The organism is Mycobacterium mantenii (assembly GCF_001667865.1).
Lineage (GTDB): Bacteria > Actinomycetota > Actinomycetes > Mycobacteriales > Mycobacteriaceae > Mycobacterium > Mycobacterium mantenii_A.
Map to the genome: position 1 here is coordinate 87,943 of NZ_LZJP01000069.1, position 25,464 is coordinate 113,406.

A 25,464-nucleotide genomic window follows, 5' to 3' on the forward strand; every position below is an offset into this window, starting at 1 on the left:
CCGATCGTTGCACCCGGGAAAGATGGAAGGATGTTGGGGTGACGAATACGGCCATCCGCTCGGGTATCGACCTGAGCTTTGTCGACGACAGCATCCGCCCCCAAGACGACCTGTTCGGTCACGTCAACGGCCGCTGGCTGGCCGAACACGAGATCCCCGCGGACCGGGCGACCGACGGGGCCTTCCGGCAGCTGTATGACCGCGCCGAAGAACAGGTGCGCGATCTGATCGTCGAGGCCAGCGAGCGGGGCTCGGCCGCCGGGGACGCCGACGCGCAGCGCATCGGCGACCTGTACGCCAGCTTCCTCGACGAGGACACCGTGCGGCGCCGCGGCGTGCAGCCGCTGCGCGACGAGCTGGCCGTGATCGACGACGCCGCCGATGCCGACGCGCTGGCCCGGGCGATCGGCGCTCAGCAGCGCACCGGTGCGGGCGGGGGCGTCGGGGTGTATGTGGACACCGACGCCAAGAACTCGGCCCGCTACCTGGTGCACTTCACCCAGTCCGGCCTCGGGTTGCCCGACGAGTCCTACTATCGCGAGGAGCGGCACGCCGAGGTGCTGGAGGCCTATCCGGCGCACATCGCCCGGATGTACGGCCTGGTGTTCGGCGGTGAGCCGGAAGACCACATCCAGACCGCCGACCGCATCGTCGCGCTGGAGGCCAAACTGGCCGAAGCACACTGGGATGTGGTCAAGCGCCGCGACGCCGACCTCACCTACAACCTGCGCACGTTCGCCGCGCTTCGCGACGAGGCGGTCGGCTTCGACTGGGCCGGCTGGACCGCCGCGCTCGGCGCCAGCCCCGAGGCCCTCGCGGAAGTGATTGTGCGCCAACCCGATTACTTGCGTACCTTCGCCGAGTTGTGGCGCAACGAAGACCTGGAGGTGTGGAAGAGCTGGGCGCGGTGGCGGTTGATCCGCGCGCGCGCCGCCTGGCTGACCGACGAGCTGGTATCCGCGGACTTCGACTTCTACGGCCGCCTGCTGACCGGGGCCGAGCAGATCCGGGAACGGTGGAAGCGCGCGGTGTCGCTGGTCGAGAGCCTGATGGGCGATGCCGTCGGAAAGCTTTATGTGCAGCGGCATTTCCCGCCCGGGGCGAAGGCCCGCATCGACGAGCTGGTCGCCAACCTGCGGGCCGCGTACCGGATGAGCATCAGCGACCTGGACTGGATGACGCCGCAGACCCGGGACCGCGCGCTGACCAAGCTGGAGAAGTTCACCGCCAAAGTCGGCTACCCGGCGAAGTGGCGTGACTACTCCGCGCTGGTGATCGACCGCGACGACCTCTACGGCAATGTTCGGCGCGGGTACGCGGTCAACCACGACCGCGAGCTGGCCAAGCTCGGCGGGCCGGTGGACAAGGACGAGTGGTTCATGACGCCGCAGACGGTCAACGCCTACTACAACCCCGGGATGAACGAGATCGTCTTCCCGGCCGCCATTTTGCAGCCGCCGTTCTTCGACGCCGAGGCCGACGACGCGGCCAACTACGGCGGCATCGGCGCGGTGATCGGACACGAGATCGGCCACGGCTTCGACGACCAGGGCGCCAAATACGACGGCGACGGCAACCTGGTGGACTGGTGGACCGACGCCGACCGGACCGAATTCGGTTCCCGCACAAAGGCTCTCATCGAGCAGTACGACAACTACACGCCGCGGGCCCTATCCAGCGGCCATCACGTCAACGGCGCCTTCACCGTCGGGGAGAACATCGGCGACCTGGGTGGCCTGTCGATCGCGCTGCTGGCCTACCAGTTGTCGCTGAACGGCCAGCCCGCTCCGGTCATCGACGGCCTCACCGGTGTGCAGCGCGTGTTCTACGGCTGGGCCCAGGTGTGGCGCACCAAATCCCGCGACGCGGAAGCGATCCGGCGCCTGGCGGTGGACCCGCACTCGCCCCCGGAGTTCCGCTGCAACGGCGTGCTGCGCAACATGGACGCGTTCTACGACGCCTTCGACGGCGCCGACGCCGGCGCGCTGTTCCTGGAGCCGCAGCGCCGGGTCAAGATCTGGAACTGACGCCGCCGGCCACCTGGGCGGCCTCGATCCGGGCGGGCACGTGCTTGTGCCACGGCGTGCCCGCGTAGGGATCGCGCCATTCGGTCGAGGTGAGCACGTTCGGTGCGACACCGGGGGTGATGGTGCGGCCGTCGTCGCCGACGTAGTCCAGCCCGAAACCGTTGGGCAGGGCCGCATGACCGGCCATCATGGTCTCGGTGATCTCGACAGTGGCCTCTGCGCTGCCGGCCGCGGTGCTGATGCGCGCCCGGCATCCGTCGACCAGCCCCAGGGCCTGGGCGTCCTCGACGCTGATCCGCAGCGCACCGTCGGCGTCGCGTTTGCGCCAGGTCGGGTCGCGGAAGATGTCGTTGGCGGTGTAGGCGCGCCGCTCCCCCACCGACAGCACGATCGGGAAGTCCGGCGTGGTGAGCCGGGGCGGGGTGCGCGTCAGCGCCCCCAACTCGCCTAGCATCGCGGGGATCTCCAGTGCGATCTTGCGGTCGGGGTGGCTGATCAACGCGAAATCGTCGTCGTAGTTGTGCACGGTGAACGTCACCCCCGACGGGGTGTCCAGGATCGCGTCGAACAGCGCGTTGCCGTCGGCGTGCCCGGCGCGCCGCACCGCGTCCGGATAGCTAAGGGCGGTCTTCTGGGCCAGGCCCCACAGGGCGGCCGCCCCGCGCAATCCGTCCGGCAGTGTCGGCCCGAGCGTCTCGTAGAGGACGTAGGGAAGTAACTGCGCCACAGTCGGATTGGTGGCCACGGCGGACAGGAACGCCTCGGTGTAGGCCTGCCGGCCGCTTTGTGCGGCGTCGTGCAATGGCCGCAGATCCGTCTCGTCCAGCGCGCCGAGCGCCCGCACCAGCCGTGCCCAGATCTCGGGCTCGGGCAGGGTTCCCGGCAGGGGCTCCATCAGGGCGCGGCGCAGCTGGAAGGTGTTGTGCGGAAATTCCAGATTGAAGAAGGTGGCTTCCGGCTTCTCGAATTGCGAGGCGGCGGGTAGTACATAGTGGGCGAGCCTGGCGGTCTCGGTCATCGCGACATCGATGACCACCATCAGCTCCAGCGCTCCAAAAGCCTCGCGGCAGGCGGCCGAGTTCGCCAGCGAGTGTGCGGGATTGCTGCTTTCCACGATCATGGCGCGGAAGCGGTCCGGGTGGTCGGTGAGAATTTCCTCGGGCACCACATTGCTGGGCACCAGTCCGGAGATGATCGGGGCGCCGGTCACCGGCGTGCGGCCGGAGAACTGGCCGAACAGCGGGGCGAAAGACGAATGCAGGTGCTGGCCACCCTTTTTCGCGAAGTTGCCGGTGAACACCCAGAGCAACTTGTTCAGGTAGGAGCACAGCGTGCTGTTGGGTGCCTGCTGCACGCCGAGGTCTTCGAACACCGACACGCTGGCCGCGGTGCCGATCCGCCGCGCCGCCGCGCGCAGCAATTCCTCGTCGACCCCGCAATGCTGCGCGTAGCCGGCCACCGGAACCTCGCGCAGCGCGGCCCGAACGGCGTCGGCGCCGCGCACGTGCTCGGCGAGAAATGTTTCGTCACAGAGGTTTTCCTGGACGAGGATGGCGGCGAGCGCGGCCAGGCACCATGCGTCCGTGCCGGGCCGCACCCGCAGGTGGAAGTCGGCCATCTTGGCGGTGTCGGTGACGACGGGATCGATGACGATCATCGAGCGGGCCGGGTCCTTGGCGATCTCGTTGAGCACCACCCGGGCCCGCGGGAAGCTCTGCGACATCCACGGGTTCTTCCCGACGAACACCGCCACTTCGGCGTGCTCGAATTCGCCCCGGGTGTGACCGCCGTACAACTGGCCGTCGATCCAGGACTCGCCGGTCTTCTCCTGCGCCAGCGCATTTGAGCGGTAGCGCGATCCCAAGGCCTTCAAGAAGGCGCCGCTGTAGGCCCCGCCCAGGTGGTTGCCCTGCCCGCCGCCGCCGTAATAGAAGATCTTGTCGCCGCCGTAGCTGTCGCGGATGTGCTTGAAACCCTCGGCGATCTCGACGATCGCGGTGTCCCAATCGATCTCCTCGTAGCTGCCGTCGGCGCGGCGGCGCAGTGGCGAGGTCAGCCGGGCGCGGCTGTTCTGATAGTGGTCCAGCCGCAACGCCTTGTTGCAGGTGTAGCCCTGGGACGCCGGATGCGCCTTGTCGCCGCGGATCCGCACGAGCCGGCGGTCCTCGACTTGGACGACGATGCCGCAGTTGCACTCACACAGGATGCAGGCCGTGGACTTCCACTCACCGGTCATTGCGGGACGTCCTTTCTGGTCGCCTCGGCCAGCAGCAGGTCGCGTAGCTGGCGGTGCACGACGTCGAGCGGGGTGAGGTCGCGGCGCACCCGGGCCAGCACGATCGCGCCCTCGAGCGCGGTGGTGGCCAGCACCGCCAAGTCGTGTGCCCGCCGCGGCGGTATGCCGTCGGCGATGAACCGCGCGGCGATGAGGTCGGACCAGCGGTCGAACACCGCCGCCGCGCGCTCGACGACCGGCGCCATCCGCTCCTCCTCGCCGGCCTCGACGGAGACCGCCACAATCGGGCAGCCCGCGCGGAAGTCGGTGTCGAGTAGCTGCCGTCGGTACTTGTCGATCAACGTGTCCATCAGCGCCACGCCGTTGTCCGCGTCGGCGATGACCGCGGCGACATGGTCGCCGGCGTAGTCCACCGCCTCACAGAGCAGCTGCGTGCGCCCGCCGGGGAAGTAGTGATACGCCGACCCGCGCGGCGCGCCGCTGTGCTCGAGCACGTCCGAGATGGCGGTAGCGCGCGCGCCCCGCTCCCTGATCAACAGCGCGGCAGAAACGACCATCCGCTCGCGTGGACTGCGCATCGGCGCTCCTCAGGTCGACAGCTATGTATGATGCTATACATAATTCGCGGGCCGGCGAAAGCCCGCGCCGTAACGTCCTGACAGCAAGACGCAGAATCGCCCAATTCCGCGGACGAATGGGCGATTCTGCGTTGAGGGTGCGGGGCTAGTTCATCCAGTCGGCGGAGCCGTCGTTCTTCTTGTAATTGCCGCCGCTGGAGTTCTTCACCACGATCGGGTCACCTGGACCGAAGTTGTCGAAGAACCACTTGGCGTTGGTGGGGCTGATGTTGATGCAGCCGTGGCTGACGTCGCGCTTGCCCTGGTCGTCCACCGACCACGGCGCGCTGTGCACGTAGTCGCCGACGTTGTCGAAGCGGACCGCGTCCTCCACCGTCACCTTGTAGCCGTAGGTCGAGTTGACCGGCACCCCGTAGGTCGAGGAGTCCATCACCACCGACGCCTTCTTGTCCTGCACGTAATAGGTGCCGTTGGGAGTTTGGTGATTGCCCGACGTCATGCCCATCGACATCGGGAAGGTCTTCTCCACGGTGCCGTTGCGGGTGATGATCAGCTGGTGAGTCGCGTCGTCGGCCGTGGCGATCAGCGTGTCCCCGGTCTGAAAGGTGGACACGGTGCCGCCGGCGTCAACGGTCACCGCGGTGTGCGCGGGCCAGAAATTGATTGGCCGCCAACGCAACTGGGTCGGGGTCATCCAGTAGAACTTGCCCGGTACCGGCGGCACCGACGAGACGTGCACGGCGCCGATGGCCGCGTCGGCGTTCTCGACCGTTCCGGGGAAGTTGATGATGATCGGCTGGCCCACTCCGACGGTCGAGCCGCTCTTCGGGACGAATGACGGCGGCCCGAACGGCGCCGTGCCGGTGAACGGCGTGTTGTTTTGCCCGTCGGCCGGGGCCGCGGCGGGTTGCGCCGCCGGCGGCAGCCATGGTGCCGGCGCCAGCGGGTTGGGCGGCGGCGGGGCCGCCAGCGGGTCGGGCGGCGGCGGCGGCGCGAACGGATCGGGTGGCGCGGGCGGTCCGGGCGGAGCCGCGACCGCACCCGGGTCGGCCGGAGCCGGGTCCGGATCCGCCAGGGCGGGAGACGCACTCAGCACCAGCGCCAAGCCCACGACAGACGCCACGCCGGTGGCGTTCAGAGCGGCGAAGAGGCCCCTTCTGGTCCTGGCCTTCGTCCAGCCCGACATATGCATACCTCCACTCGTGTTCTCGACACAGTGTGGCATAGCGCCCGCGCCAGCTACCGTCACCGACGGTTGCGCGCGCCCCGGGAAGGGCCGCGATTACCGGCCTGAGCTGGGCGGCTATGAATCGGGTGAGCTTGTCGGAGCAATCTCCAGCATCCGCCGGTTGGCCGCGATGCCGGCCAGCGCGACGGCCATCAACGCCGCCGAGGCGGTCAGCATCAACGTGATGCTGCGCTCGTAGAACAGGCCGCCGGCCAGCGAGCCGGCCATGATGCCGACCTGGAAGGCGGTCACGTAGAAGCCCGACGCCCCGTCGGGGTCGTCGACCCCGTTGCGCATGGCGGCGGACTGCATCATCGGCGAGACCGCGGTGGCCATCGCCCCCCACAGCACGATGGCGGCGGTCCCGATCAGCGCGGTGGCCACGCCGGTCCGACCACCGAGCGCCAGCCCGGTCAGCACCACGAAGGCCGCCGTCAACCCGGTCACGCACAGGATGACGGCGCTCTTGGGCCGGTGGTCCAGCGGCCGCGCCACCAGCGGCAACGACAGCAGGCCGGCCAGTCCGTAGGCGGCCAGCACCCAGGCGAGATTCGGCCCGCGCACACCTAGGACGTTGCGGATGATCTCGACGATGAACGTGTAGGACACGAAATGGCCGGTGACCGCGATCATCGCCAGCACGCTCACCATGATCAGGCGGGGGTTGCGGTGGTGCCGCGACCGCGGGCCCACGTGCGCGAGCTGGTCGGAGGTGAGCACCATCTCCGGCAGCATCAGCCGGGCCGCGACGGTGACGGCGGCGGCCGCGACGGTGACGCACACGACGGCCAGGCGCCAGCCCCACATCAAGCTGAGGGCGGCGGTCAGCGGGCTGCCCACCACCAGCGCGAGGCTGGTTCCGACGTAGATCGACATGGTGGCGCGCCCGGCATGGCTCGGCGGCACCAGCCGGGTCGCGATCGGTGCGATGACCGCCCACAACAGGCCGTGGGTAATGGCGCAAAGCACCCGCCCGGTGGCCAGCACCGCGAAGTTGGGCGCCAGTGCCGAGATGACCTGCGAGGCGGTCAGGCAGGTCAGGCTGAGCATCAGCGCACGCCGCCGCGGCCAATGCGCGGTCCAGCGCACCAACGGGAACGTGGTCAGGGCCGCCACGAAGGCATACCAGGTCAACAGCGTTCCCACCGCGAACAAACTGACGTGCAGGTCGCGGGAGATGGCCGGCAGCGCGCCGACCGGCAAAATCTCGGCGGTGACGTAGGTGAAGGCGGCGGCTGCCAGCACAGCCAACTGAGCCGCGATCCGTGGGGTCCACGTTCGCGCGGCAGCATTGGTCTCGGCAGTCATGGCGTCTGTATCGGCCGGACTACCCACTTCCTGGGTTGTCGCGCCTAATGCGATCACACTGCCTTACCGTACGGACCGCAACTACGCCTCCCCCTGCATCAGGGCCGAAACGCGGGTCTCAACTACGTCACCGATGAGGAACGAATTCGCCTCGTCAGGAACGAACCAGCCGCGCGATGGCGGCTGAGGCCTCGGCAAGCTTCTCCTCGGCCTCGTCGCCGCCCTCGGCGACGGCGCGGGTGACGCAGTGGTTCAGGTGCTCGTCGAGCAAATTCAGGGCGACCGAGCGCAGCGCGCTGTTGACGGCGCTGACCTGGGTGAGGACGTCGATGCAGTACTTGTCTTCCTCGATCATCCGGGCGATGCCCCGCACCTGTCCCTCGATGCGCCGCAGCCGCTTGGCGTAGTTGTCCTTCTGCTGCGAGTACCCGTGGTCGTTCGTCATTCGTCACCCCTGCTCATTCGCCCGCCCTGCGGCGGCGGCACGCCGAACTCCAGCTTATACCCCATCGGGGTATCACCCCGCGAATTGGGATCGCGACTGGCCAGCGCATACTTGAACGATGCCCACCACCGATTCGGCCGCAACCGCCGACATCAAGCCGCGTAGTCGTGACGTCACCGACGGCCTGGAGAAGGCCGCCGCCCGGGGCATGCTGCGGGCCGTAGGCATGGGTGACGAGGACTTCGCCAAGCCGCAGATCGGGGTCGCCTCGTCGTGGAACGAGATCACCCCGTGCAACCTGTCCCTGGACCGGCTCGCCAAGGCGGTCAAGGAGGGCGTGTTCGCCGCGGGCGGCTATCCGCTCGAGTTCGGCACCATCTCGGTGTCCGACGGCATCTCGATGGGCCACGAGGGAATGCACTTCTCGCTGGTGTCGCGCGAGGTGATCGCCGACAGCGTCGAGACCGTGATGCAGGCCGAGCGCCTCGACGGGTCGGTGCTGCTGGCCGGCTGCGACAAGTCGCTGCCCGGGATGCTGATGGCCGCCGCACGGCTGGACCTCGCGTCGGTGTTTCTGTACGCGGGTTCGATCCTGCCCGGGGTGGCCAAGCTGTCCGACGGCAGCGAGCGCGAGGTGACCATCATCGACGCGTTCGAGGCGGTCGGCGCCTGCGCCCGCGGCCTGATGCCCCGCGAGGACGTCGACGCCATCGAGCGCGCGATCTGTCCCGGCGAGGGCGCGTGCGGCGGTATGTACACGGCCAACACGATGGCCAGCGCCGCCGAGGCGCTGGGGATGTCGTTGCCGGGCAGCGCGGCGCCGCCGGCGACCGACCGCCGCCGCGACGGCTTCGCGCGGCGCAGCGGCCAGGCCGTCGTCGAATTGTTGCGGCGCGGCATCACCGCCCGCGACATCCTCACCCGGGAAGCGTTCGAGAACGCGATCGCGGTGGTGATGGCGTTTGGCGGCTCGACCAACGCGGTGCTGCACCTGCTGGCCATCGCCCACGAGGCCGAGGTCGAGCTGTCGCTCGACGATTTCAGCCGGATCGGTTCGAAGGTTCCGCACCTGGCCGACGTCAAGCCGTTCGGCCGCCACGTCATGTCCCACGTTGACCACATCGGCGGGGTGCCGGTGGTGATGAAGGCGCTGCTGGATGCCGGGCTGCTGCACGGTGACTGCCTGACGGTGACCGGCGCGACGGTGGCCGAGAACCTGGCCGAGATCGCCCCGCCCGACCCGGACGGCAAGGTGTTGCGCGCGCTGAGCAACCCCATCCACCCGACCGGCGGGATCACCATCCTGCGCGGATCGCTGGCGCCCGAGGGTGCGGTGGTCAAGTCCGCCGGCTTCGACTCCGACGTGTTCGAAGGCACCGCAAGGGTTTTCGACGGCGAGCGGGCCGCGCTGGACGCCCTGGAGGACGGCACCATCACCAAGGGCGACGCGGTGGTGATCCGGTACGAGGGCCCCAAGGGCGGCCCGGGGATGCGGGAAATGCTCGCCATCACCGGCGCCATCAAGGGCGCCGGTCTGGGTAAGGACGTGCTGTTGCTGACCGACGGCCGGTTCTCCGGCGGGACGACCGGCCTGTGCGTCGGCCACATCGCCCCCGAGGCCGTCGACGCCGGACCGATCGCCTTCCTGCGTGACGGCGACCGGATTCGTCTGGACGTGGCCAACCACGTGCTCGACGTGGTGATCGATCCAGACGAATTCGACTCTCGGCGAAAGGATTTCACCCCGCCGGAGCCGCGCTACAAGACCGGTGTGCTGGCCAAGTACGTGAAACTTGTCAGCTCGGCCGCGATCGGCGCGGTCTGCGGTTGATCGCCGGCCCGGGCCTGGAGGATTCGGGAGGATTGGCCCGGGCCGAACGAACAGCCTTGCGGCTTAACCGAGTTCGGGTCTACGCGTGCGTGCCCGCGGCACGGGTGCGCATGCCGAAGTAGGTCGCGTTGAGGCCCAAGAAGGTCAACAACGCACCCGCGACGACATTCGACCAAACCATGCCGGCGGTCAGCGTGACATTCGGCAGGATCCACGTCGAGACGATGACCCACGCCCCCAGCACCGGAAGCGTCCAGGTCATACCGTGCGCGCGGTCCAGCGTCGTCGCGAACCCGTACGCCAAGAACGCCACCGCGATCCCGACGATCAGGTCGGACGTGGCAAGCGATCCCATGGCGCTGAATCCAACGATCCACGGCGACGCGGCCACGTACAGTCCTGCGAGCAGGGCCAGACCGAACGTGACGTGCGCGCTCATCGACTCGGCGACCCGCTCATAGCGCGCGCGAAGAGCCAACAAATCGGGATGGTGATCGATTGATGAATGGACTGTACTCATTTTGTGACCTTTCTGTTATGCGGTAAGCCCGTTGTGTAACAAGCACTGTGGGCGGACCGCACCCATCCATCTGTGATCAAGATTACGCCCGCGCGGCGCCCAATTCGAGGGAGCGCGTAGCGTCATGCGACATGGACATCGCGGACCGGCTGCGCCTCGATGTGCCGATCGGGCAGGCCGGCATGGGCGGCGGGCTGGCGGGCGCGTCACTGGCGGGCGCGGTCGCCCGGGCGGGCGGACTGGGCACGCTGGGCATCGACACCCCCCACCGGCTACGCGCGTCGATCGATCGGGTGCGCGACGAGGCACCGGGGCGCGCCGTCGCGGTAAACCTGTTGATCCCCTTCGTTCATCGCCGTCACGTCGAGGTCTGCGTCGACGCCCGGGTGGACGTCGTCGTGGTGGCGTTCGGCGAGAAACGTGGGCTTGTCGAGCACCTGCGCGCCGCGGGCATCTTCGTCTTCGCGATGGTGGGGACCGAGGCGCAGGCGCGCGCCGCGATCGCGGGTGGCGCCGACGGTTTGATCGCTCAGGGACGCGAGGCCGGCGGCCATCTCGTGGGAACCATGCCGGCCCTGGACTTTCTGCCGCGCGCCCTCAGCGCGGCCGCCAACCGCCCGGTGTTCGTGGCCGGGGGCATCGCCACCGCGGCGGACACCCGTGCCGCGCTGGACGCCGGCGGCGACGGTGTCATCGCCGGCACGCGATTCCTCTTGACGCACGAGGCCAACGCCAGCCGCGGATACCAGCAACGAATTCTGCAGGCGGACAGGACGATCGAAACCAACCTGTTCGGCCTGAGTTGGCCGTTGCGCCACCGTGTCGTGCCCAACGCGGCCACCCGCCGGTGGTGCGGCGCGGACGGGAGGGCCAAGGCGCTGCCCGCCACCCTGAACGCGGCCAGCCGCCCGCTGTCGGCGCTGGGCTATTTCGATGCGAGGCCGCTGATGCGCCTGCAGTCGTCGGCGCTGCCCTTTTTCACGCCCCTGGCGCCGGTGGCCGGCATGCCCGAATCCTGGTTGGACAGCGCTGCCCTGTACGCCGGTGAAACCGCTTTGCGGATAGGCGAACTCACCTCCGCCGAGCGTGCCGTTGCCGACCTGGATCCGCGCTGACGCCTAGCGCACCAGTGCGAGCGCGAAGCCGTCCCAGTGCTTGGCGCCCACCGTCTGGATGACCGCCGTGTCCAACCGCGGATCCTCGCCCATCGCCTGCAGCGTTTGGCGCACCGCCCGCGCCTGGGCATTCGAGTCCGGTGCCAGGATCTGGCCCTGTCGAATCACGTTGTCCGCCACAATGACCGTGCCGGGTCGGGCCAACCGCACCGCCCACTGAAGGTACGCGGGGTAGTTCTCTTTGTCGGCGTCGATGAAGATCAAATCGAATGGGCCGGTCACCGTCGGCAATGTGTCCAGCGCGGCCCCCACGATGACCTCCACCCGATCGGCGAGGCCGGCCCGCTCCAGGTTGCTCCGCGCCACCTCGGCGTGCTTGGGCTCGTATTCCAGCGTGACCACGCGTCCTTGCGGCCCGGCGCCGCGTGCCAGCCAGATGGTGCTGAAACCGCCCAGGGTGCCGAGTTCGAGGATGCTGCGCGCGCCCATGGCGGCGGCGAGCAGGCTCAAGAACTTCCCTTGCTGGACCGATACGGCGATCGGCGGCAATCCGGCGGCGCTGCTGGCCTCCAGCGCCGCGGTCAACGACGGATCGCCCTCCGCCACGGTGTTGTCCAAGAATGCGTCGACGTCTTTGGGGGTTGGTTTCTCGGTCATGGCGCCCACGCTAGCCGCGCCCGACGGGGTCGGCACGGACGGCCGGGCCGGCACCGAACCGGCCGCGGGCATTTACCGTATACCCACGGGGGGTATATAGTAAGGGTGCGGTCGACCCGCACCGCAACAGTCACCACACAGAGAAAAGGGTGAGTTAAATGGCAACTTACGAAGCCGGAACCGAGCTGACGTGCGGTCACGAGGGCTGCGGCTGTCGCGTCCGCATCGAGGTCCCCTGCCACTGCTCGGGTGCGGGTGAGCCGTACCGCTGCACGTGCGGCGACGAGCTGACCCCCGTCAAGTAACCCGTCGGGCCGGTCGTGCGTTCGGGCGTCAGCCCTGGTTGATCATCGCCCGAACGTACGGCCGGCCAGCTCGACCGTGGCGTCGAGCCGCGGGGTGATCGCCGAAGTACCCACCGCCGCCGTGTATTCGCCCGGGCGGATCCGCCAGGTTCCGGCACCGCCGTCATAGCGGGCCAGCAGGCGCGGATCCGCCTCGATGGTCACCCGGTGGGTTTCACCCGGCTCGAGCTCCACCCGCTCGAATCCCAACAGCCGCAAGCAGGGTTCGCCGGCGGCGGCCGTCAGGTACAGCTGCGGTACGTCCGCCCCGGCACGCTCGCCGGCGTTGACGATGCTGAAGCTCGCGCGAATGGTTTCCTCGCCACTGACCACCAGGTCGTGATAGTCAAAAGTGGTGTAGGACAACCCATGACCGAAGGCGAACATCGGATCATGACCGCGCCGGGCAAACCAGCGGTATCCCACGTCGGCGCCCTCGAAGTAGTCGATCGTGGTCGGCGTTCCCCACGGCTCACCGGCGCCGGGCAGCTGCGGGCGCGGTATCTGGGCAAGGTCGACGGGAAAGGTGATCGGTAACCGGCCCGAGGGATTCACCTTTCCGGTGAGAATCTCCGCGATGGCCCGGCCGCCGGCCTGACCCGGAAACCAGGCCTGCACAACGGCGTTGACCGAGTCGCGCCATGGCATGGATGCCGGATTGCCCGTCTGTAACACCACCAAGGTGTTGGGGTTGGCGGCCGCGACCGCCGTGATCAGCTCGTCCTGACCCCACGGCAGCGAGAGGTCGGCGATGTCGAAGCCCTCGCCCTCCGCGCGGACCGCGAACACGATCGCGATGTCGGTCCCGCGCGCCGCCCGCACCGCCTCGGCCGGGCCGATGCCGGGATCGAACTCAATCTGGGCCTGCGGGAGGTGTTTTCGCAACTCGTCCAGCGGGCTCGACGGCAGCAGGTACAGATTGCGCAGCCCGGCCTCCAGCCCGGAGCCGCCGATCGGTACCACGCCCGCAAAACCGCCCGGCGGAATCACGGTGCTGGAACCGAATCCGGCCGGCACACCCGCGTGCGCGTAGCCGCCGATGACCGCGATGCGCACCGTCGAGTCGGGGGCTAACGGCAACAGCCCCCGATTGGCCAGCAACACCGTGCCCTGCCGCGCGATGTCCAGCGCAATCTCGTTGTGCGCGGCCAGGTCCGGCGCTGGGGTCGCATCGGCGCGATCCACACCGACGGCGAACACGGACCGCAGGATCCGCCGCACCATGTCCGACAGGCGTTCCTTGGTCAGCCCGCCGTCGGCGTACGCGTCGCGCAGCGGCGCACCGAAGGACTCGGCCCGCCACAGCAGCGCGTCGATCTGTGCGCCGCACTCCTGATCGAGACCTGCCCGGGCGCACTCCCAGCTCGGCGTGGCACCCCAATCCGACATGACCCATCCGCGGTATGCCCAAGCGCCTTTCAGCACGTCGTTGATCAAGGCGGAGTTCCCCGCCGCGTAGTCGCCGTTGATCTTGTTGTAGGCGGTCATCACCGCACCGGGTTGCGAACGCTCGATGGCCAATTCGAAGGCCAGCAAATCGGATTCGCGGTGCGCGTCGGGATCGATGACCGCATTCAGGAAGTGCCGATTGGTCTCGTTGCAGTTCAGCGTGTAGTGCTTGACCGTCGAGATGACGCCGTGGCGCTGGATGCCGTCGATCGACTCGGCGGCCATCGTGGCGGTCAACAGCGGGTCCTCGGAGAGGTATTCGAAGTTGCGGCCGTTGCGCGGGTCGCGGGCCAGGTTCATCGCCCCGGCGAGTTGCACGTTGAACCCGCGGCTGCGCGCCTCGCGGCCGATCACCTCTCCCGCGGCCCGGGCCAGCGACGGATTGAAGCTGGCGGCCAGCGACAGACCGGCGGGCAGCGCGGTGGCCGTGTCCCCCGGGCGGAACCCGGGATTGGTGACGCCCAGTCCGGCGTCGCTCATCAGCAACGCGGGCACCCCGAGACGGGGGATCCCCGGCACGTATCCCGCGCTCATCGGCACGCCCGCGGGGATGCGCTCGTCGCGCACCGGCCACATGTCGCCGGCGCCCATCACCGAGACCAGCAGCGCGAAGCGTTCGTCGTCGGTCATCCCGGCTTCGACCTCGCGCGCCCGCGCGTCGGGGTCGCCCGCGTTCACCGCACGCCCTGTTTGGCGTAGACCACGCGCAGCACGTGCCCCAATTCGGGTCCCATCACCAGCTCCGTCAACTCGCAGATCGTCGCAACGAACTCGGGGCCGTGCGGCGGCTCGGCCTGGCACAGATGATGCGCCACTTCGTGCAGCACCACCAGCTCCCGCAGCGCCCAGTCGGCGGTGTCACGATCGGGTACCGCGATAATGCCTGTGCCGTCGCGGTTTTCGTAGTGCGCGGCGGTGGCGGCCCGCCGCGGTCGCACCCGCAGCGGGGTCACGCCCGGCCACCGTTGCCGCACCGCTGGGAGCGCCAGCACGTCGTCCACATAGCGCTGCGCGGAGTCCACCGAGCCGAATCGCCCCTCGGGCGGCAGCGTCAACTGCGTCCCGAAGAACTCGACCGCCGGTGAGCCGTGCTCGGCGGCACGGTCGAACAGCGTGCGGACGAACTCCTCGGCCGCATAAACCTTGGAGCGTTGAGAATCCCGCCGTGGGGAGTTCCCCGAAGTCACCCGCTCAGCGCGCTCCGCGCCCCGGGCAGTTCGGGGCTGTTGCCGAGCCGCGCCCGCTTGCCGGCCCGATCGCCGGCGCGCCGTGCCGCCGACGAATACCCGGCGGTGGCCCGGCTGACTTGATAGGTGCCGCGGGCCTTCGACGCACTGCGATAGTGGTCGCGTAGCTCGACTTCCTTGTCCCGCAGCGCGATAGCGGTACCGGGCGACCGGTGGCGGTCCTTGGTGGCTTCCTGCCGGGCCTGGTCGCGGGCCTCGGCGAGCCGCTGGCCCACCCGCGCCCCGAACGCCAGCTGGAAGTTGAGCCGGGCGGTGATCGTCGGCGTGGGACGATGCGCGCCCGAGGCCAGGTAGGCGTCCGACGCGCGGACCATTTGCACCACCAGGCTGGCATACAGGGCGTGGCTGGCGTCGATGTCCTCGACGAACCCGTAGGCGTACACGAACGTCGAATTCGAGGCCACATCGCAGCGCACGTCGTTGGCCGCCGCGATCAGCACGAACAGCTGCACGTACGTGCGCAGCCCCTTGGTGCCCGCCGCCCCGATGGTGATGGTGCGCTGCGTCGGCGTCTGCGCGGCCGAGCGCTGGGCCGAATGGGAGCGCGCCACCGCGAGATCGATGGACGCGGCCGTCGCGAGCCGCTGCGCGGCGGACATGAACGCGTCGGCCTCGTGGGTGTTGTCGGTGCCTTCGGCCTGACGCAGCAGTGCGGCAATGCGCGCCAGCATTTTGTCGTCAGTCAATAGCGCCGTTCCTCCTCATCGCTTCGTCCCCCGCAAGCGGGAGGTGCCCCCACTGCATCGTCACCAGCGCGGGTCATAGCGCCAAACTACGGGAGCGGGCCGACACGCCCGCCTCACAACCGAGCGGTGATCCAGGAGACCACGTCATCGAGCACCTGCTCGCGCTCGGGCTCGTTGAAAACCTCGTGGTAGAGCCCCGGGTAGACCTTCAACTCGACATCGGTGGACCCCACGCACTCGACGAGGCGGCGACTACCCGCGACGGGTATCAGCCGGTCTTGTTCCCCGTGCACCACCAGCAGCGGCGCCGTCAGCGCCGGCGCCCGTTGCGGCATGGTCTCGCCGACCTGCAGCAACGCGCGGCCGATGCCGGCCGGCACCTTGCCGTGATACACCAGCGGATCGTCTTTGTAGGCGGCCACCACCGCGGGATCCCGCGAGATGGCGTCGACGTCGAGTTCTTGCGCGGGCAGTCCGGGCGCGATGGCACCGAGCACCTTGGCGGCCAGCGCCAGCAGCGGAGACACCTGATCCTGGGCGGCCACCGCGGGCCCCGACAGCACCATCAGGTCGTAGTTGTCCGGGCGTTCGACCCCGTAGGCGAAGACGATTCCGCCGCCCATGCTGTGCCCCAGCACGATGCACTTGAGGCCGTGGTGTTCCCGGGTGGCGATGCCGACCAGGGTGTCGAAGTCGGAGGTGTATTCGTGGATGTCACGCACCAGCACCCGCTTACCGCCGGAGCGGCCGTGCCCGCGATGGTCCAGCGCGTAGGTCACCAGGCCGGCTTCGCCGAAGCGCCGCGCGACGTGGTCGTAGCGGCGGGCGTATTCGCCGAGCCCGTGGGATAGCACCAGGACCGCTCGCGGCGCGCCGTCGGGGGTCCACACGTCGTAGACGATGCGCACACCGCCGAACCCGTCGAAACTGCGCTCGGAGCGGTTCACTCGGGGGTCCTAGTCATTACGGGCAGCGTAATGGCTGTTGATGCGGCCCGCGTCGGGGACACTGCGTAGGCTCATGCGGATGAGCTCCCCGGCGAGCGGGTGGCACCCCCACCCGGCGGAATACTCGGCGGTCGCCCCGGAGGTGGGCACCGACTTCTCGGCGCACGCCGAACCGTATCGGCGCGAACTGCTGGCCCACTGCTATCGAATGACCGGCTCCCTGCACGACGCGGAGGACCTGGTGCAGGAGACCCTGCTGCGGGCCTGGAAGGCGTACGACCGTTTCGAGGGCAAGTCCTCGATGCGGACCTGGCTGCATCGCATCGCCACCAATACCTGTCTGACCGCGTTGGAGGGGCGCCAGCGCCGGCCGCTGCCGGTGGGCTTGGGCGCCCCGAGTTCGGATCCGACCGCCGAGTTGGTGGAGCGCCACGAAGTGCCGTGGCTGGAGCCGTTGCCGGAGCTCGCCGAGCATCCGGCGGATCCGTCGGTCATCGTCGGGTCGCGTGAGTCGGTGCGGTTGGCGTTTGTCGCTGCGCTGCAATACCTCCCGCCACGGCAACGGGCGGTGCTGCTGCTGCGCGACGTGCTGCAGTGGCGCTCCGCCGAGGTGGCCGACGCGGTCGGCACCACCACGACCGCCGTCAACAGCCTGCTGCAGCGGGCCCGGTCCCAGCTGGAAGCCGTCGGTCCCAGCGCCGAAGACGAACTGGCGCAGCCGGATTCGGCCGAAGCTCAGGATCTGCTGGCCCGCTACATCGCCGCGTTCGAAACCTACGACATCGACGGGCTGGTCGACCTGTTCACCGCGGAGGCGATCTGGGAGATGCCACCGTACACCGGCTGGTATCGGGGCGCGGGGGCCATCGTCACCCTCATTCATCAGCAATGCCCGGCGGAGGGAAGCGGTGACATGCGCATGCTGCCACTGATCGCCAACGGCCAGCCCGCGACGGCCATGTATATGCGCGCCGGCGACGTGCACGTCCCCTTTCAATTGCACGTGCTGGATGTCCGGGGCGGGAAGGTATCCCACGTGGTGGCCTTCCTCGACGACACCTTGTTCACGAAATTCGGGCTGCCCGGCTCGCTGACCGCGGGTGACGAATAAGAAGGTTGCATTCATGACGAACACCCCCCAGGTGACGCCCACCCCCGGCACGCCGGCGCTGCTGCTGAGTGCCTTCGACCTGGCCGAGGCGGGCTACGTCGTCGAGGAGTTCATCGTCTCGGCCACGGCCTCCTCCTACACCCCGGCGGCCGCCCTGGGTCCCGATGGCCGCTGGGACGTAACGCCCTCGGGCTCGGCCGATTACACCACCCGCATCGTGGTGTTGACGCCGTCGGATCCGGCCCGGTTCAACGGGACGGCGCTCGTCGAATGGCTCAACGTCAGCGGTGGCATCGACGCCGCCGCGGTGTGGATGATGGCGCACCGCGAAATCCTGCGCGAAGGCTACGCATACGTCGCGGTCTCGGCCCAGCGGGTGGGAATCGAGGGCGGCGAAAGCCTGCTCGGGGCGGACATGTCACTGAAAAGCCAAGACCCCCAACGGTATGCGGCCCTGGACCATCCCGGCGACGCGTTCTCCTACGACATCTTCTCTCAGATCGGCGCGATGCTCAAAAGTGGCGGGCACGGCGCCGTCCTGCGGGGCCTCCCCGCGCAACGCGTCATCGCGGTGGGCGAATCCCAGTCCGCGATGTTCCTCACGACCTACATCAACGCCGTCGATCCCCACACTCCCGTCTATGACGGCTTTTTGGTGCATTCCCGGTTCGGCCCGGCCGCCCCGCTGGACGGTACCTCGATTTTCGCCGAAGACCCTGCACCGCAGTCGGTTACGTTCCGTCCGGAGCTTCGGGTCCCGTTGCTGACGGTCATCACCGAAACCGACGTCTTCGGCGGACCGCGCGAGGGTTATTACTTCGCCAGGCAGCCGGACAACGAGAGGCTGCGGGTCTGGGAGATCGCCGGTGCCGCCCACGCCGACAACTACACGATCCAGGTGGCGTTCATCGACAGCGGCTCGGCACCGCTGGAGGCCCTCGCTGCCGGCTACACGCCGACCAACATGCTGATGGGACAACAGCTGGCGCACAACATCAACTTCGGTCCGCAGCACCACTACGTCGTGCAGGCGGCGCTCTCCGCGCTGAACGCCTGGGTCGCCACCGGCGAGCCGGCGCCGGGCGCGGACCCGCTGGAGGTCCTGGAAAGCGCTGCGCCGCAACCCGTTCTGGACCACCACGGACTCGCCCGGGGCGGCATCCGGACCCCATGGGTGGACGTGCCCGTCGCCAGGCTGTCGGGCCTGGGCGGCGAGGAGAGCATCATGTCGGCGATCTTCGGCTCCGGGGAGCACTTCGACACCGCAACAATTCAGCAGTTGTATCCGGGCGGCGACGCGCACTACCTGGAACGGTTCACCGCCGCCCTCGACGCCGCGATCGCCTCCGGGTTCATCCTGCCGGCCGATCGCGCCGAGATTCTGCAGCTCGCCGCCGCGACGTATCCGGGCGAGCGAGCCTAGCTCCGATTGCCCGGCTCCTCACTCGCGCTGTTCCGGCGCTCACCGTCGCCGGGCTGAAACAGCCGGCTGTCCGGGGGCGGGCCCGGCACGGGACGGACCAGACCGGCGCCGGTGATCAGCGGCAGGTCCAGCGCGGACAGCAGACCGGGTGGGGCCGCGCACACCGCGGGGATGGCGTTGACCATTCGCGACGAGCCGGCGATGCGGGCCCCCAGGTCGTGGTCCGCGTCTTCGGCCATCTCGAATTCGCAGCGCATGCTCGGGGACCCCTCGATCTCCACGCGGTACAGACCGCGGCCGGAGGCCGGCCCGTAGCCGAGGTCCTTCGGCGGGATGGAGATATGCGGCTGCGGCCAGTCCGGGGCGATGTCGTCACGCATCCGGGTCACGTGGTCGAGCACGAATGTCGGCTTCCCGTCGACGTAACCGGTGAGCGTCGAGCGCATCGCGGCGACGGTTCCGGCCGCGATGTGACCGGTGGGGGTATCGAACGACTCGGTGGCGGCAATCCGCTCGTTGCTCTCCTCGATGTTGTCGATCGTGGTGCCCAGTCCCGCGGCCAGCTGGTGCAGCACCGGACCCCAGCCGAAGGTGAAGATCCCCGGTTGGGCCGCGAAGGCGGGATAGTCCGGCCGCTGGCCGAACCCGAGGATCTCGTAGACGGCGGAGCGGTCCGGGTAGGTCGCGTAGTTGAACATCTCGGTCACCCGCACCGAGTCGATCACCCGCGATACGCCAGTAAGAACCAGCGGCAGAACGTCATTGGCGAATCCGGAGTCGATGCCGGTGGTGAAGAACGACACGCCCCCCTCGATCGCGGCCTGTCGCAAAGGGTCGGTGAAGGCGGCACGCTCGGGTTCTGGGGCGTCGGGAAAGACCAGCGGCACCACCGAACACGACACCACGTTCTTTCCGGCGCGCAGGATCGACACCATGTCCTCGACGGCTTCCAGCGGCCGCAGGTTCGCACCGGCGGCGTACACCACCGCGTCGGCGTCACCGGCCAGCAGGGCCGCCGGATCCTGGGTGGCCACCACCCCGACCGGCGCGATGCCGCACAACTCCCCGGCGTCGCGGCCGGCTTTCGCGTCGCTGTGCACGACGACGTCGACCAGTTCCAGCTCCGGATGGTCGATCACCCCGCGCAGGGCGATCACCCCCATCGAACCCGGCCCCCAAACTCCCACCTTGAGCACGACTATCTCCTAATATTAGGACTTATATCCTTGCATTTTGGACGGATCGTAAGGAGGCGTCAGTGGCTACGTCAATGGCCGAGACGCACAGCGACTCGGGCGTCAAATCGCCACCCACCGCACGGGTGATGAATGTCCTTGCCGCTCTTGCGAATTCGCAACACGGCCTGACCTCGGCCGAGCTCGCGAAGAGCTGCGCGATCAGCACCTCGACGTGCGCGCTGGTGCTGGCCGAGCTGGAACGGCGGGCCTGGGTGGCACGACGCGGCGATCGCCGCTACGTGCTGGGCAGCGGATTGTTCGGGCTGGTCCATGGGCTTCGGGAGCAGTTTCCCTTGCTGGACCGCGGCCGTGACGCGCTGCGCTTCCTGCACGACGCGCTCGGGGCGGGCTGCTCGATGTCGAAGATCGGCGAACGCCATCTGACCACCGTCGACACGGTCGGCCATGCCACCGACGGCGAACACGCCGTGGGTCAGCGGTTCCCCATCGACCCGCCGTTCGGCCTGGTCGCCATGGCGTGGCGCGACGACGACGCCGTCCAAGCCTGGTTGCAGCGCGTCACCCCCCGGCTCACCCGCACCGAAATCGCCGGGCACCAGCGGGTACTCGCCGACATTCGCGTCCGCGGCTACGGCGCATGGCGCTTCGACGACACCCACCGGTCGCTGCACACGCGGCTGGCCGACGTGCTCGCCTCGCTGGAGCCCACGGCCCAAGTCACCCGCCAGCTCACCACCCTGATGACGATGGTGACCCTGCAGTCGGTCACCGACTCTCTCGAAACAGACTTGGCCACAGTCGAATTCGTCGTCCTGCCGATATTCGCCATTGATGGCCAGCCGGACTACCAGATCGAGATCCACCTGGGTCACTCCACCGGCCTGACGTTGCCCGACCTCGAGGCCGCGCTTCGGCACGCCCAGGGGCTGCTCACCGCCGCGGTGCTCTGACGCGACCGAAGATACGCTTGGGTCATGTCCGCCACCACGGAGATCAAGCATGCGGCGGGCCGGGCCGTCACCAACACCCCCTGGCTGACGTCCCGGCACTCCTTCTCCTTCGGAGACCACTACGACCCGGACAACACCCATTTCGGGCTGCTGCTGGTGAACAACGACGACATCGTCTCGGCGGGAACGGGTTTCGACACCCACCCACACCGGGACATGGAGATCGTGACCTGGGTGCTGAGCGGCGAACTCGCGCATCGCGACTCCGCAGGCAACCACGGTGTGATCTATCCCGGCCTGGCGCAACGCATGTCGGCCGGCACCGGGATCCTGCACTCCGAGCGGAACGACTCCCCCAGCGACCCGGTCCATTTCGTGCAGATGTGGGTGGTGCCCGACGAGGCCGGCGTTCCACCGAGCTACCAGCAGCATGAGATCGACGAAAAGCTGTTGGCGGCCGGCCTTGTGACGATCGCCTCAGGAGTGCCCGCCCACGACGCCGCGATCACCCTGCACAACCGCAACGCCGCGCTGCACGGCACCCGGCTGCCGGCCGGTGCGGCGGTGAACCTGCCGCCGGCCCCCTACCTGCACCTTTTCGTGGCGCGAGGCCAAGCCGACGTGGAAGGAATCGGCATGGTGAACGAGGGCGATGCGGTGCGATTCACGGACGCCGACGGCCGGCGCGTGTCGGCGAGCACGCCCTCGGAACTGCTGATCTGGGAGATGCACGCGAAGCTGGGTGACTGAGGCCATAGAGGGCCGGCGCCGCAGCCCATAGAGTGGGCTCGACAGACAGGAGTCGGCATGCCTCACTCGCACGCGCAGCACGCGGCGCCCAACCCCAACCGGAACATCAAGGCGATCCGCACCGTGCGGTTCTGGGCGGCGCCCCTGGTCATCACCGTGGCGCTGATGTCGGCGTTGTGCGCGCTCTATCTGGGCGGCATTTTGAACCCGACGAGCAACCTGCGCCATTTCCCCATCGCCGTGGTCAACGAGGACGCCGGTCCCGGGGGCGCGCAGATTGTCGACCGGTTGGTCACCGGGTTGGACAAGAACAAGTTCGACGTCCGCGTGCTGCCCCGCAGCGAGGCCAAGCACCAGATGGACACCGGTCAGGTGTACGGGCAGGTGCTGATCCCGCCGAGCTTCTCGTCGAGGCTGCGGGACTTCGGGACCAGCGCGGTGATGCCCACCCGCGCCGAGCGGCCCTCGATCACCGTGTCCACCAATCCGCGGGCCGGCACGCTCGGTGCGAGCATCGCCGGCCAAACCCTCAACACGGCGATGGGAATCGCCAACGGCATAGCCGGACAACGGGTTATGGCCGAGGTGGCCGCGCAGACCGGCGGTGCGCCGCTGGCCGGGGCAGCCCAGGTCGGCCTGAGCGCCCCGATCGAGATCCAGTCCAACGTCTACAACCCGCTGCCCAACGGCACCGGCAACGGCCTGTCGGCCTTCTATTACGCGCTCTTGCTGCTCCTGGCCGGATTCACCGGAAGCATTGTGGTCAGCACGCTGGTGGATGCGTTGCTCGGTTACGTACCGGCCGAATTCGGACCGGTGTATCGGTTCGCCGAGCAGGTCAGGATTTCCAGATTCCAGACGCTGCTGCTGAAGTGGGCGATGATGGTGCTGCTGGGGCTGCTGACCTCGGCGGTGTACCTGGCGATCGCCGACGGGCTCGGCATGCCCATCGACCACAGCTGGCAACTGTGGTCGTTCGGTGTCTTTGCGATCGCCGCGGTGGGCATTACGTCCAGTTCGTTGCTGTCGGTGCTGGGCACCGCGGGAATGCTGGTCAGCATGCTCATCTTCGTGATCCTCGGGCTGCCGTCGGCCGGCGCCACCGTGCCGCTGGAGGCGACGCCGTCCTTCTTCCGCTGGCTGGCCGAGTTCGAACCGATGCACCAGGTCTTCCTCGGGGCCCGGTCGCTGCTGTACTTCGGCGGCCGCGGTGACGCCGGCCTGACGCAGGCGCTGACCATGACGTCGATCGGCCTCGTCATCGGCCTGCTGCTCGGCGGCATTGTCACACACCTCTACGACCGCAAGGGCTTTCACCGGATTCCGGGTGCGGTCGAGCTGGCGATCGCCCAGGAACACCAGGCCCAACACCAGGCCCGCCGCGGCAAGCGCACCGAACCGGCCGACACCAACGCGGTCACCACCGAAGCCGTCGGAACCGAACCGGCCGCCACCGAAGCCGCGGGAACCGAGCCCGCCGCGTCGGAGCCCGAAAGCTCAAGCGAGCGTACGTAATTCGGGCGTAGCCGTACCGTCACCACGCTGTTATCTTTGTTGACAGTGTGACTTCTGAGACTGATGATGTCTCTGTTGCATTCAGTTCAGGGCGGAAAGGGCTATCGTGCTGACCCGACGCGCCAGCTTCCGCCGCCTGGCCGCATGCTGCGCCACCCTCGTTGCCTGCTTCACGCTGGCGATCACGTCGGGACAGCCCCTCGCCCGGGCCGCCGACGGTCGCGATCTGCTGGCCAACGCCATCGGCAGCACCCGCGGCTCCTACCTGGTCTACAACTTCGGCCCCGGCCATCCCGCGCCGATGCTCAATGCCGGTGGCAGCTGGTACGAGATGAACAACGGCGGCCACCTGATGATCATCAAGAACGCGGCGGGACGCCTGTCGCCCCACCTGCTGGTCGACACGCACCAGGGCGACCAGGCCCGGTGCGAGAACAATCCGGGGGCGCGCACCGGCGAGGGTCTTTGGCAGGCCTCGGAACTCTACGCACCGCTGCAGGCGTGGCAACGCATGGGCCAGCCGACCATCGCGATCAATGCCAACTTCTTTGACGTCCGCGGGCAGAGGGGCGGCTCGTGGCGGCAGACCGGCTGCAGCTCACCGCTGGGCGCGTTCGTCGACAACACCCAGGGCCAGGGCCGCGCCAACCAGGCCGTCACCGGGACCGTCGCCTACCCGGGCAAGCAGGGCCTCTCCGGTGGGGGTGAGAGCTGGAGCGCGCTGTCGACCATGATCCTGCCGTCCGGCGGCGCCCCATATGTGGTGTGGCCCAGGACAAAGAGCGACTACGACGCTGCCACACCTGTGGTCGCCGACCTGCTCAACAAGAACGAAAAGTTCGTCGCGGTGTCGGGCATCGGACTGCTGGCGCCGGGCAACACCGGACAGCTGCACGACGGCGGACCCAGCGCGGCCCGAACGGCTTTGGCCTACGCCAGGCAAAAGGACGAGATGTACATCTTCGAGGGCGGCAACTACACGCCGGACAACATGCAGGACCTGTTCCGCGGCCTGGGCAGCGACAACGCCGTGCTGCTCGACGGCGGTGGCTCGTCGGCGATCGTGCTGCGCCGCGACACCGGGGGCATGTGGGCCGGCGCGGGATCCCCGCGGGGATCGTGCGACACCCGGCAGGTGCTGTGCGATTCCCACGAGCGGGCGCTGCCCAGCTGGTTGGCGTTCAACTAGTAACGGCCGCGGCGGTTTTCGTCGCCGGCGGGCCGAACCGGAAGATCAGCAAGCTCGTCGCGATGACCGCCGCGGTGACCACGAACACCGGCGCGATCACGTATCTCGACATCGTCGCGCCGAAGAAGGCCCCGGCGCACATCGTGGCGACCACACCGACACGCAGCCTTTCGCGTTCGCCCGTACCGCCGGCCAGGCGGCTGTCCAGTCCGAGGCTGACGATCGTCGACGTCAGCACGGTGGTGGAGAGTTCCCGGATGCCGAACTGGCGGGCGCTCGAGTGTTGCAAGCCGAAGGTCACCGCGAGCATACCGATCAGGATCAGCTTCGAAGCCCCCTGATAACGCAGCACTCCCGTGCCCGCCAGGATCGACAGCCCTATCAGCAGCACGATTTCGATCGACAGCACCGTGGTGATCCACGCCCGCGTGCGGTCCCCGAGATGCCGTGACAACCGGCCGCTGACGATCGTGGTGCAGACGAAGGTCGGCAGTGCGACCGCGACTGCGTTGAGGTCGACGGTGGTGCTCGGAGCAAGCCAGAATCCGAGGAAGATGACGTTTCCGGTCATATTGGCGACGAACACGTGGCCGAGCGCCAAGATGCTGATCGAGTCCGCCAATCCGGTGGCGAAGGTCAACAGCAGCAGCGCTGCGACGGTCCATCGTTCGGATACCGGTGACGTGACGCCCATGCGGTGCAGTATATT

The 25,464-nt window shown here is 68.5% G+C and carries 22 protein-coding genes and 2 pseudogenes; 10 read left to right on the forward strand and 14 right to left on the reverse strand.

Going from position 1 to position 25,464, the window contains the following annotated elements; genetic code table 11:
* Nucleotides 1–38: 38 nt before the first annotated feature.
* Nucleotides 39–2,027 carry a M13 family metallopeptidase gene (locus A5688_RS11385; protein ID WP_067907954.1) on the forward strand — a complete coding sequence of 663 codons (1,989 nt, stop codon included), beginning with the start codon at nt 39–41 and terminating at the stop codon, nt 2,025–2,027.
* On the opposite strand, the gene A5688_RS11390 is transcribed toward A5688_RS11385, so the two are convergent.
* The 5 genes from A5688_RS11390 to A5688_RS11410 all read right to left on the reverse strand — a co-directional run bounded on the left by A5688_RS11390 (nt 2,011) and on the right by A5688_RS11410 (nt 7,822).
* Nucleotides 2,011–4,263, reverse strand: coding sequence for a molybdopterin oxidoreductase family protein (locus A5688_RS11390; protein ID WP_067907952.1), 2,253 nt, complete (start codon nt 4,261–4,263; stop codon nt 2,011–2,013). The two genes, A5688_RS11385 and A5688_RS11390, sit on opposite strands and share 17 nt — an antisense overlap.
* Nucleotides 4,260–4,841: a TetR/AcrR family transcriptional regulator gene (locus A5688_RS11395; protein ID WP_067907949.1), complete on the reverse strand. Its 582-nt coding sequence runs from the start codon at nt 4,839–4,841 to the stop codon at nt 4,260–4,262. Before A5688_RS11395 ends, A5688_RS11390 begins: the two co-directional genes overlap by 4 nt.
* Before the next feature lie 145 nt (nt 4,842–4,986).
* Complete coding sequence (locus A5688_RS11400; protein ID WP_067907946.1) at nt 4,987–6,027, reverse strand: L,D-transpeptidase; 1,041 nt, start codon at nt 6,025–6,027, stop codon at nt 4,987–4,989.
* A 117-nt stretch (nt 6,028–6,144) separates the two neighbouring features.
* Nucleotides 6,145–7,377, reverse strand: coding sequence for an MFS transporter (locus A5688_RS11405; protein ID WP_067907943.1), 1,233 nt, complete (start codon nt 7,375–7,377; stop codon nt 6,145–6,147).
* Nucleotides 7,378–7,531: 154 nt separating this feature from the next.
* On the reverse strand, nt 7,532–7,822 hold the full coding sequence (locus A5688_RS11410; protein ID WP_067835068.1) for a metal-sensitive transcriptional regulator: 291 nt from the start codon (nt 7,820–7,822) through the stop codon (nt 7,532–7,534).
* A 118-nt stretch (nt 7,823–7,940) separates the two neighbouring features.
* Between A5688_RS11410 and ilvD the strand changes: the two genes are divergently transcribed.
* On the forward strand, nt 7,941–9,653 hold the full coding sequence (gene ilvD / locus A5688_RS11415) for a dihydroxy-acid dehydratase (RefSeq protein WP_067907940.1): 1,713 nt from the start codon (nt 7,941–7,943) through the stop codon (nt 9,651–9,653).
* A 79-nt stretch (nt 9,654–9,732) separates the two neighbouring features.
* On the opposite strand, the gene A5688_RS11420 is transcribed toward ilvD, so the two are convergent.
* On the reverse strand, nt 9,733–10,173 hold the full coding sequence (locus A5688_RS11420; RefSeq protein WP_067835064.1) for an SPW repeat protein: 441 nt from the start codon (nt 10,171–10,173) through the stop codon (nt 9,733–9,735).
* Nucleotides 10,174–10,304: 131 nt separating this feature from the next.
* Here A5688_RS11420 and A5688_RS11425 point away from each other — a divergent pair, with 131 nt between their 5' ends.
* On the forward strand, nt 10,305–11,288 hold the full coding sequence (locus tag A5688_RS11425) for a nitronate monooxygenase (protein ID WP_067907779.1): 984 nt from the start codon (nt 10,305–10,307) through the stop codon (nt 11,286–11,288).
* A 3-nt stretch (nt 11,289–11,291) separates the two neighbouring features.
* Here the strand turns inward: A5688_RS11425 and A5688_RS11430 are convergent, their stop codons facing one another.
* On the reverse strand, nt 11,292–11,945 hold the full coding sequence (locus A5688_RS11430; protein WP_067907776.1) for an O-methyltransferase: 654 nt from the start codon (nt 11,943–11,945) through the stop codon (nt 11,292–11,294).
* A gap of 158 nt (nt 11,946–12,103) precedes the next feature.
* Here A5688_RS11430 and mymT point away from each other — a divergent pair, with 158 nt between their 5' ends.
* Nucleotides 12,104–12,250 carry a metallothionein MymT gene (gene mymT / locus A5688_RS26855; protein WP_082951234.1) on the forward strand — a complete coding sequence of 49 codons (147 nt, stop codon included), beginning with the start codon at nt 12,104–12,106 and terminating at the stop codon, nt 12,248–12,250.
* Between the two features lie 42 nt (nt 12,251–12,292).
* Here the strand turns inward: mymT and A5688_RS11435 are convergent, their stop codons facing one another.
* The 5 genes and pseudogenes from A5688_RS11435 to A5688_RS11450 all read right to left on the reverse strand — a co-directional run bounded on the left by A5688_RS11435 (nt 12,293) and on the right by A5688_RS11450 (nt 16,618).
* A complete protein-coding gene (locus tag A5688_RS11435) occupies nt 12,293–14,368 on the reverse strand; it encodes a beta-glucosidase (protein ID WP_067907785.1) in 2,076 nt (691 codons plus the stop codon).
* Between the two features lie 44 nt (nt 14,369–14,412).
* Nucleotides 14,413–14,925 carry a TIGR04338 family metallohydrolase gene (locus A5688_RS11440; RefSeq protein ID WP_067835058.1) on the reverse strand — a complete coding sequence of 171 codons (513 nt, stop codon included), beginning with the start codon at nt 14,923–14,925 and terminating at the stop codon, nt 14,413–14,415.
* Nucleotides 14,922–15,671 carry a DUF2786 domain-containing protein gene (locus A5688_RS11445; protein WP_067907773.1) on the reverse strand — a complete coding sequence of 250 codons (750 nt, stop codon included), beginning with the start codon at nt 15,669–15,671 and terminating at the stop codon, nt 14,922–14,924. Before A5688_RS11445 ends, A5688_RS11440 begins: the two co-directional genes overlap by 4 nt.
* Nucleotides 15,668–15,742, reverse strand: a pseudogene (locus A5688_RS28115) (16S rRNA (guanine(966)-N(2))-methyltransferase RsmD); the annotation flags it as partial. The pseudogene A5688_RS28115 and the gene A5688_RS11445, both read right to left, overlap by 4 nt.
* A 42-nt stretch (nt 15,743–15,784) precedes the next feature.
* Complete coding sequence (locus A5688_RS11450; RefSeq protein WP_067835053.1) at nt 15,785–16,618, reverse strand: alpha/beta hydrolase; 834 nt, start codon at nt 16,616–16,618, stop codon at nt 15,785–15,787.
* Here A5688_RS11450 and A5688_RS11455 point away from each other — a divergent pair.
* A pseudogene (locus tag A5688_RS11455) lies at nt 16,572–17,729 on the forward strand (sigma-70 family RNA polymerase sigma factor). The gene A5688_RS11450 and the pseudogene A5688_RS11455 overlap by 47 nt on opposite strands.
* Before the next feature lie 13 nt (nt 17,730–17,742).
* Complete coding sequence (locus A5688_RS11460; protein WP_068268162.1) at nt 17,743–19,152, forward strand: alpha/beta hydrolase domain-containing protein; 1,410 nt, start codon at nt 17,743–17,745, stop codon at nt 19,150–19,152.
* Here A5688_RS11460 and A5688_RS11465 read toward each other — a convergent pair.
* Nucleotides 19,149–20,348, reverse strand: a complete 1,200-nt coding sequence (locus A5688_RS11465; RefSeq protein ID WP_082995940.1) for an NAD(P)H-dependent amine dehydrogenase family protein — start codon at nt 20,346–20,348, stop codon at nt 19,149–19,151. The two genes, A5688_RS11460 and A5688_RS11465, sit on opposite strands and share 4 nt — an antisense overlap.
* Nucleotides 20,349–20,410: 62 nt before the next feature.
* Here A5688_RS11465 and A5688_RS11470 point away from each other — a divergent pair, with 62 nt between their 5' ends.
* From A5688_RS11470 to A5688_RS11485, 4 genes are all read left to right on the forward strand, one after another.
* A complete protein-coding gene (locus A5688_RS11470) occupies nt 20,411–21,301 on the forward strand; it encodes a MarR family transcriptional regulator (protein ID WP_207546644.1) in 891 nt (296 codons plus the stop codon).
* Nucleotides 21,302–21,325: 24 nt separating this feature from the next.
* The gene (locus tag A5688_RS11475) at nt 21,326–22,051 is read left to right on the forward strand and encodes a pirin family protein (protein WP_067913207.1); all 726 of its coding nucleotides are present in this window, start codon (nt 21,326–21,328) and stop codon (nt 22,049–22,051) included.
* A 57-nt stretch (nt 22,052–22,108) separates the two neighbouring features.
* Nucleotides 22,109–23,566, forward strand: coding sequence for a YhgE/Pip domain-containing protein (locus A5688_RS11480; RefSeq protein WP_067913203.1), 1,458 nt, complete (start codon nt 22,109–22,111; stop codon nt 23,564–23,566).
* Nucleotides 23,567–23,645: 79 nt separating this feature from the next.
* Nucleotides 23,646–24,755, forward strand: coding sequence for a phosphodiester glycosidase family protein (locus tag A5688_RS11485; RefSeq protein WP_120312524.1), 1,110 nt, complete (start codon nt 23,646–23,648; stop codon nt 24,753–24,755).
* Here the strand turns inward: A5688_RS11485 and A5688_RS11490 are convergent.
* Entirely contained in the window at nt 24,748–25,449 is a 702-nt protein-coding gene (locus A5688_RS11490) for a YoaK family protein (RefSeq protein ID WP_067913200.1), read from the reverse strand. The genes A5688_RS11485 and A5688_RS11490 overlap by 8 nt on opposite strands.
* Between the last annotated feature and the right edge of the window lie 15 nt (nt 25,450–25,464).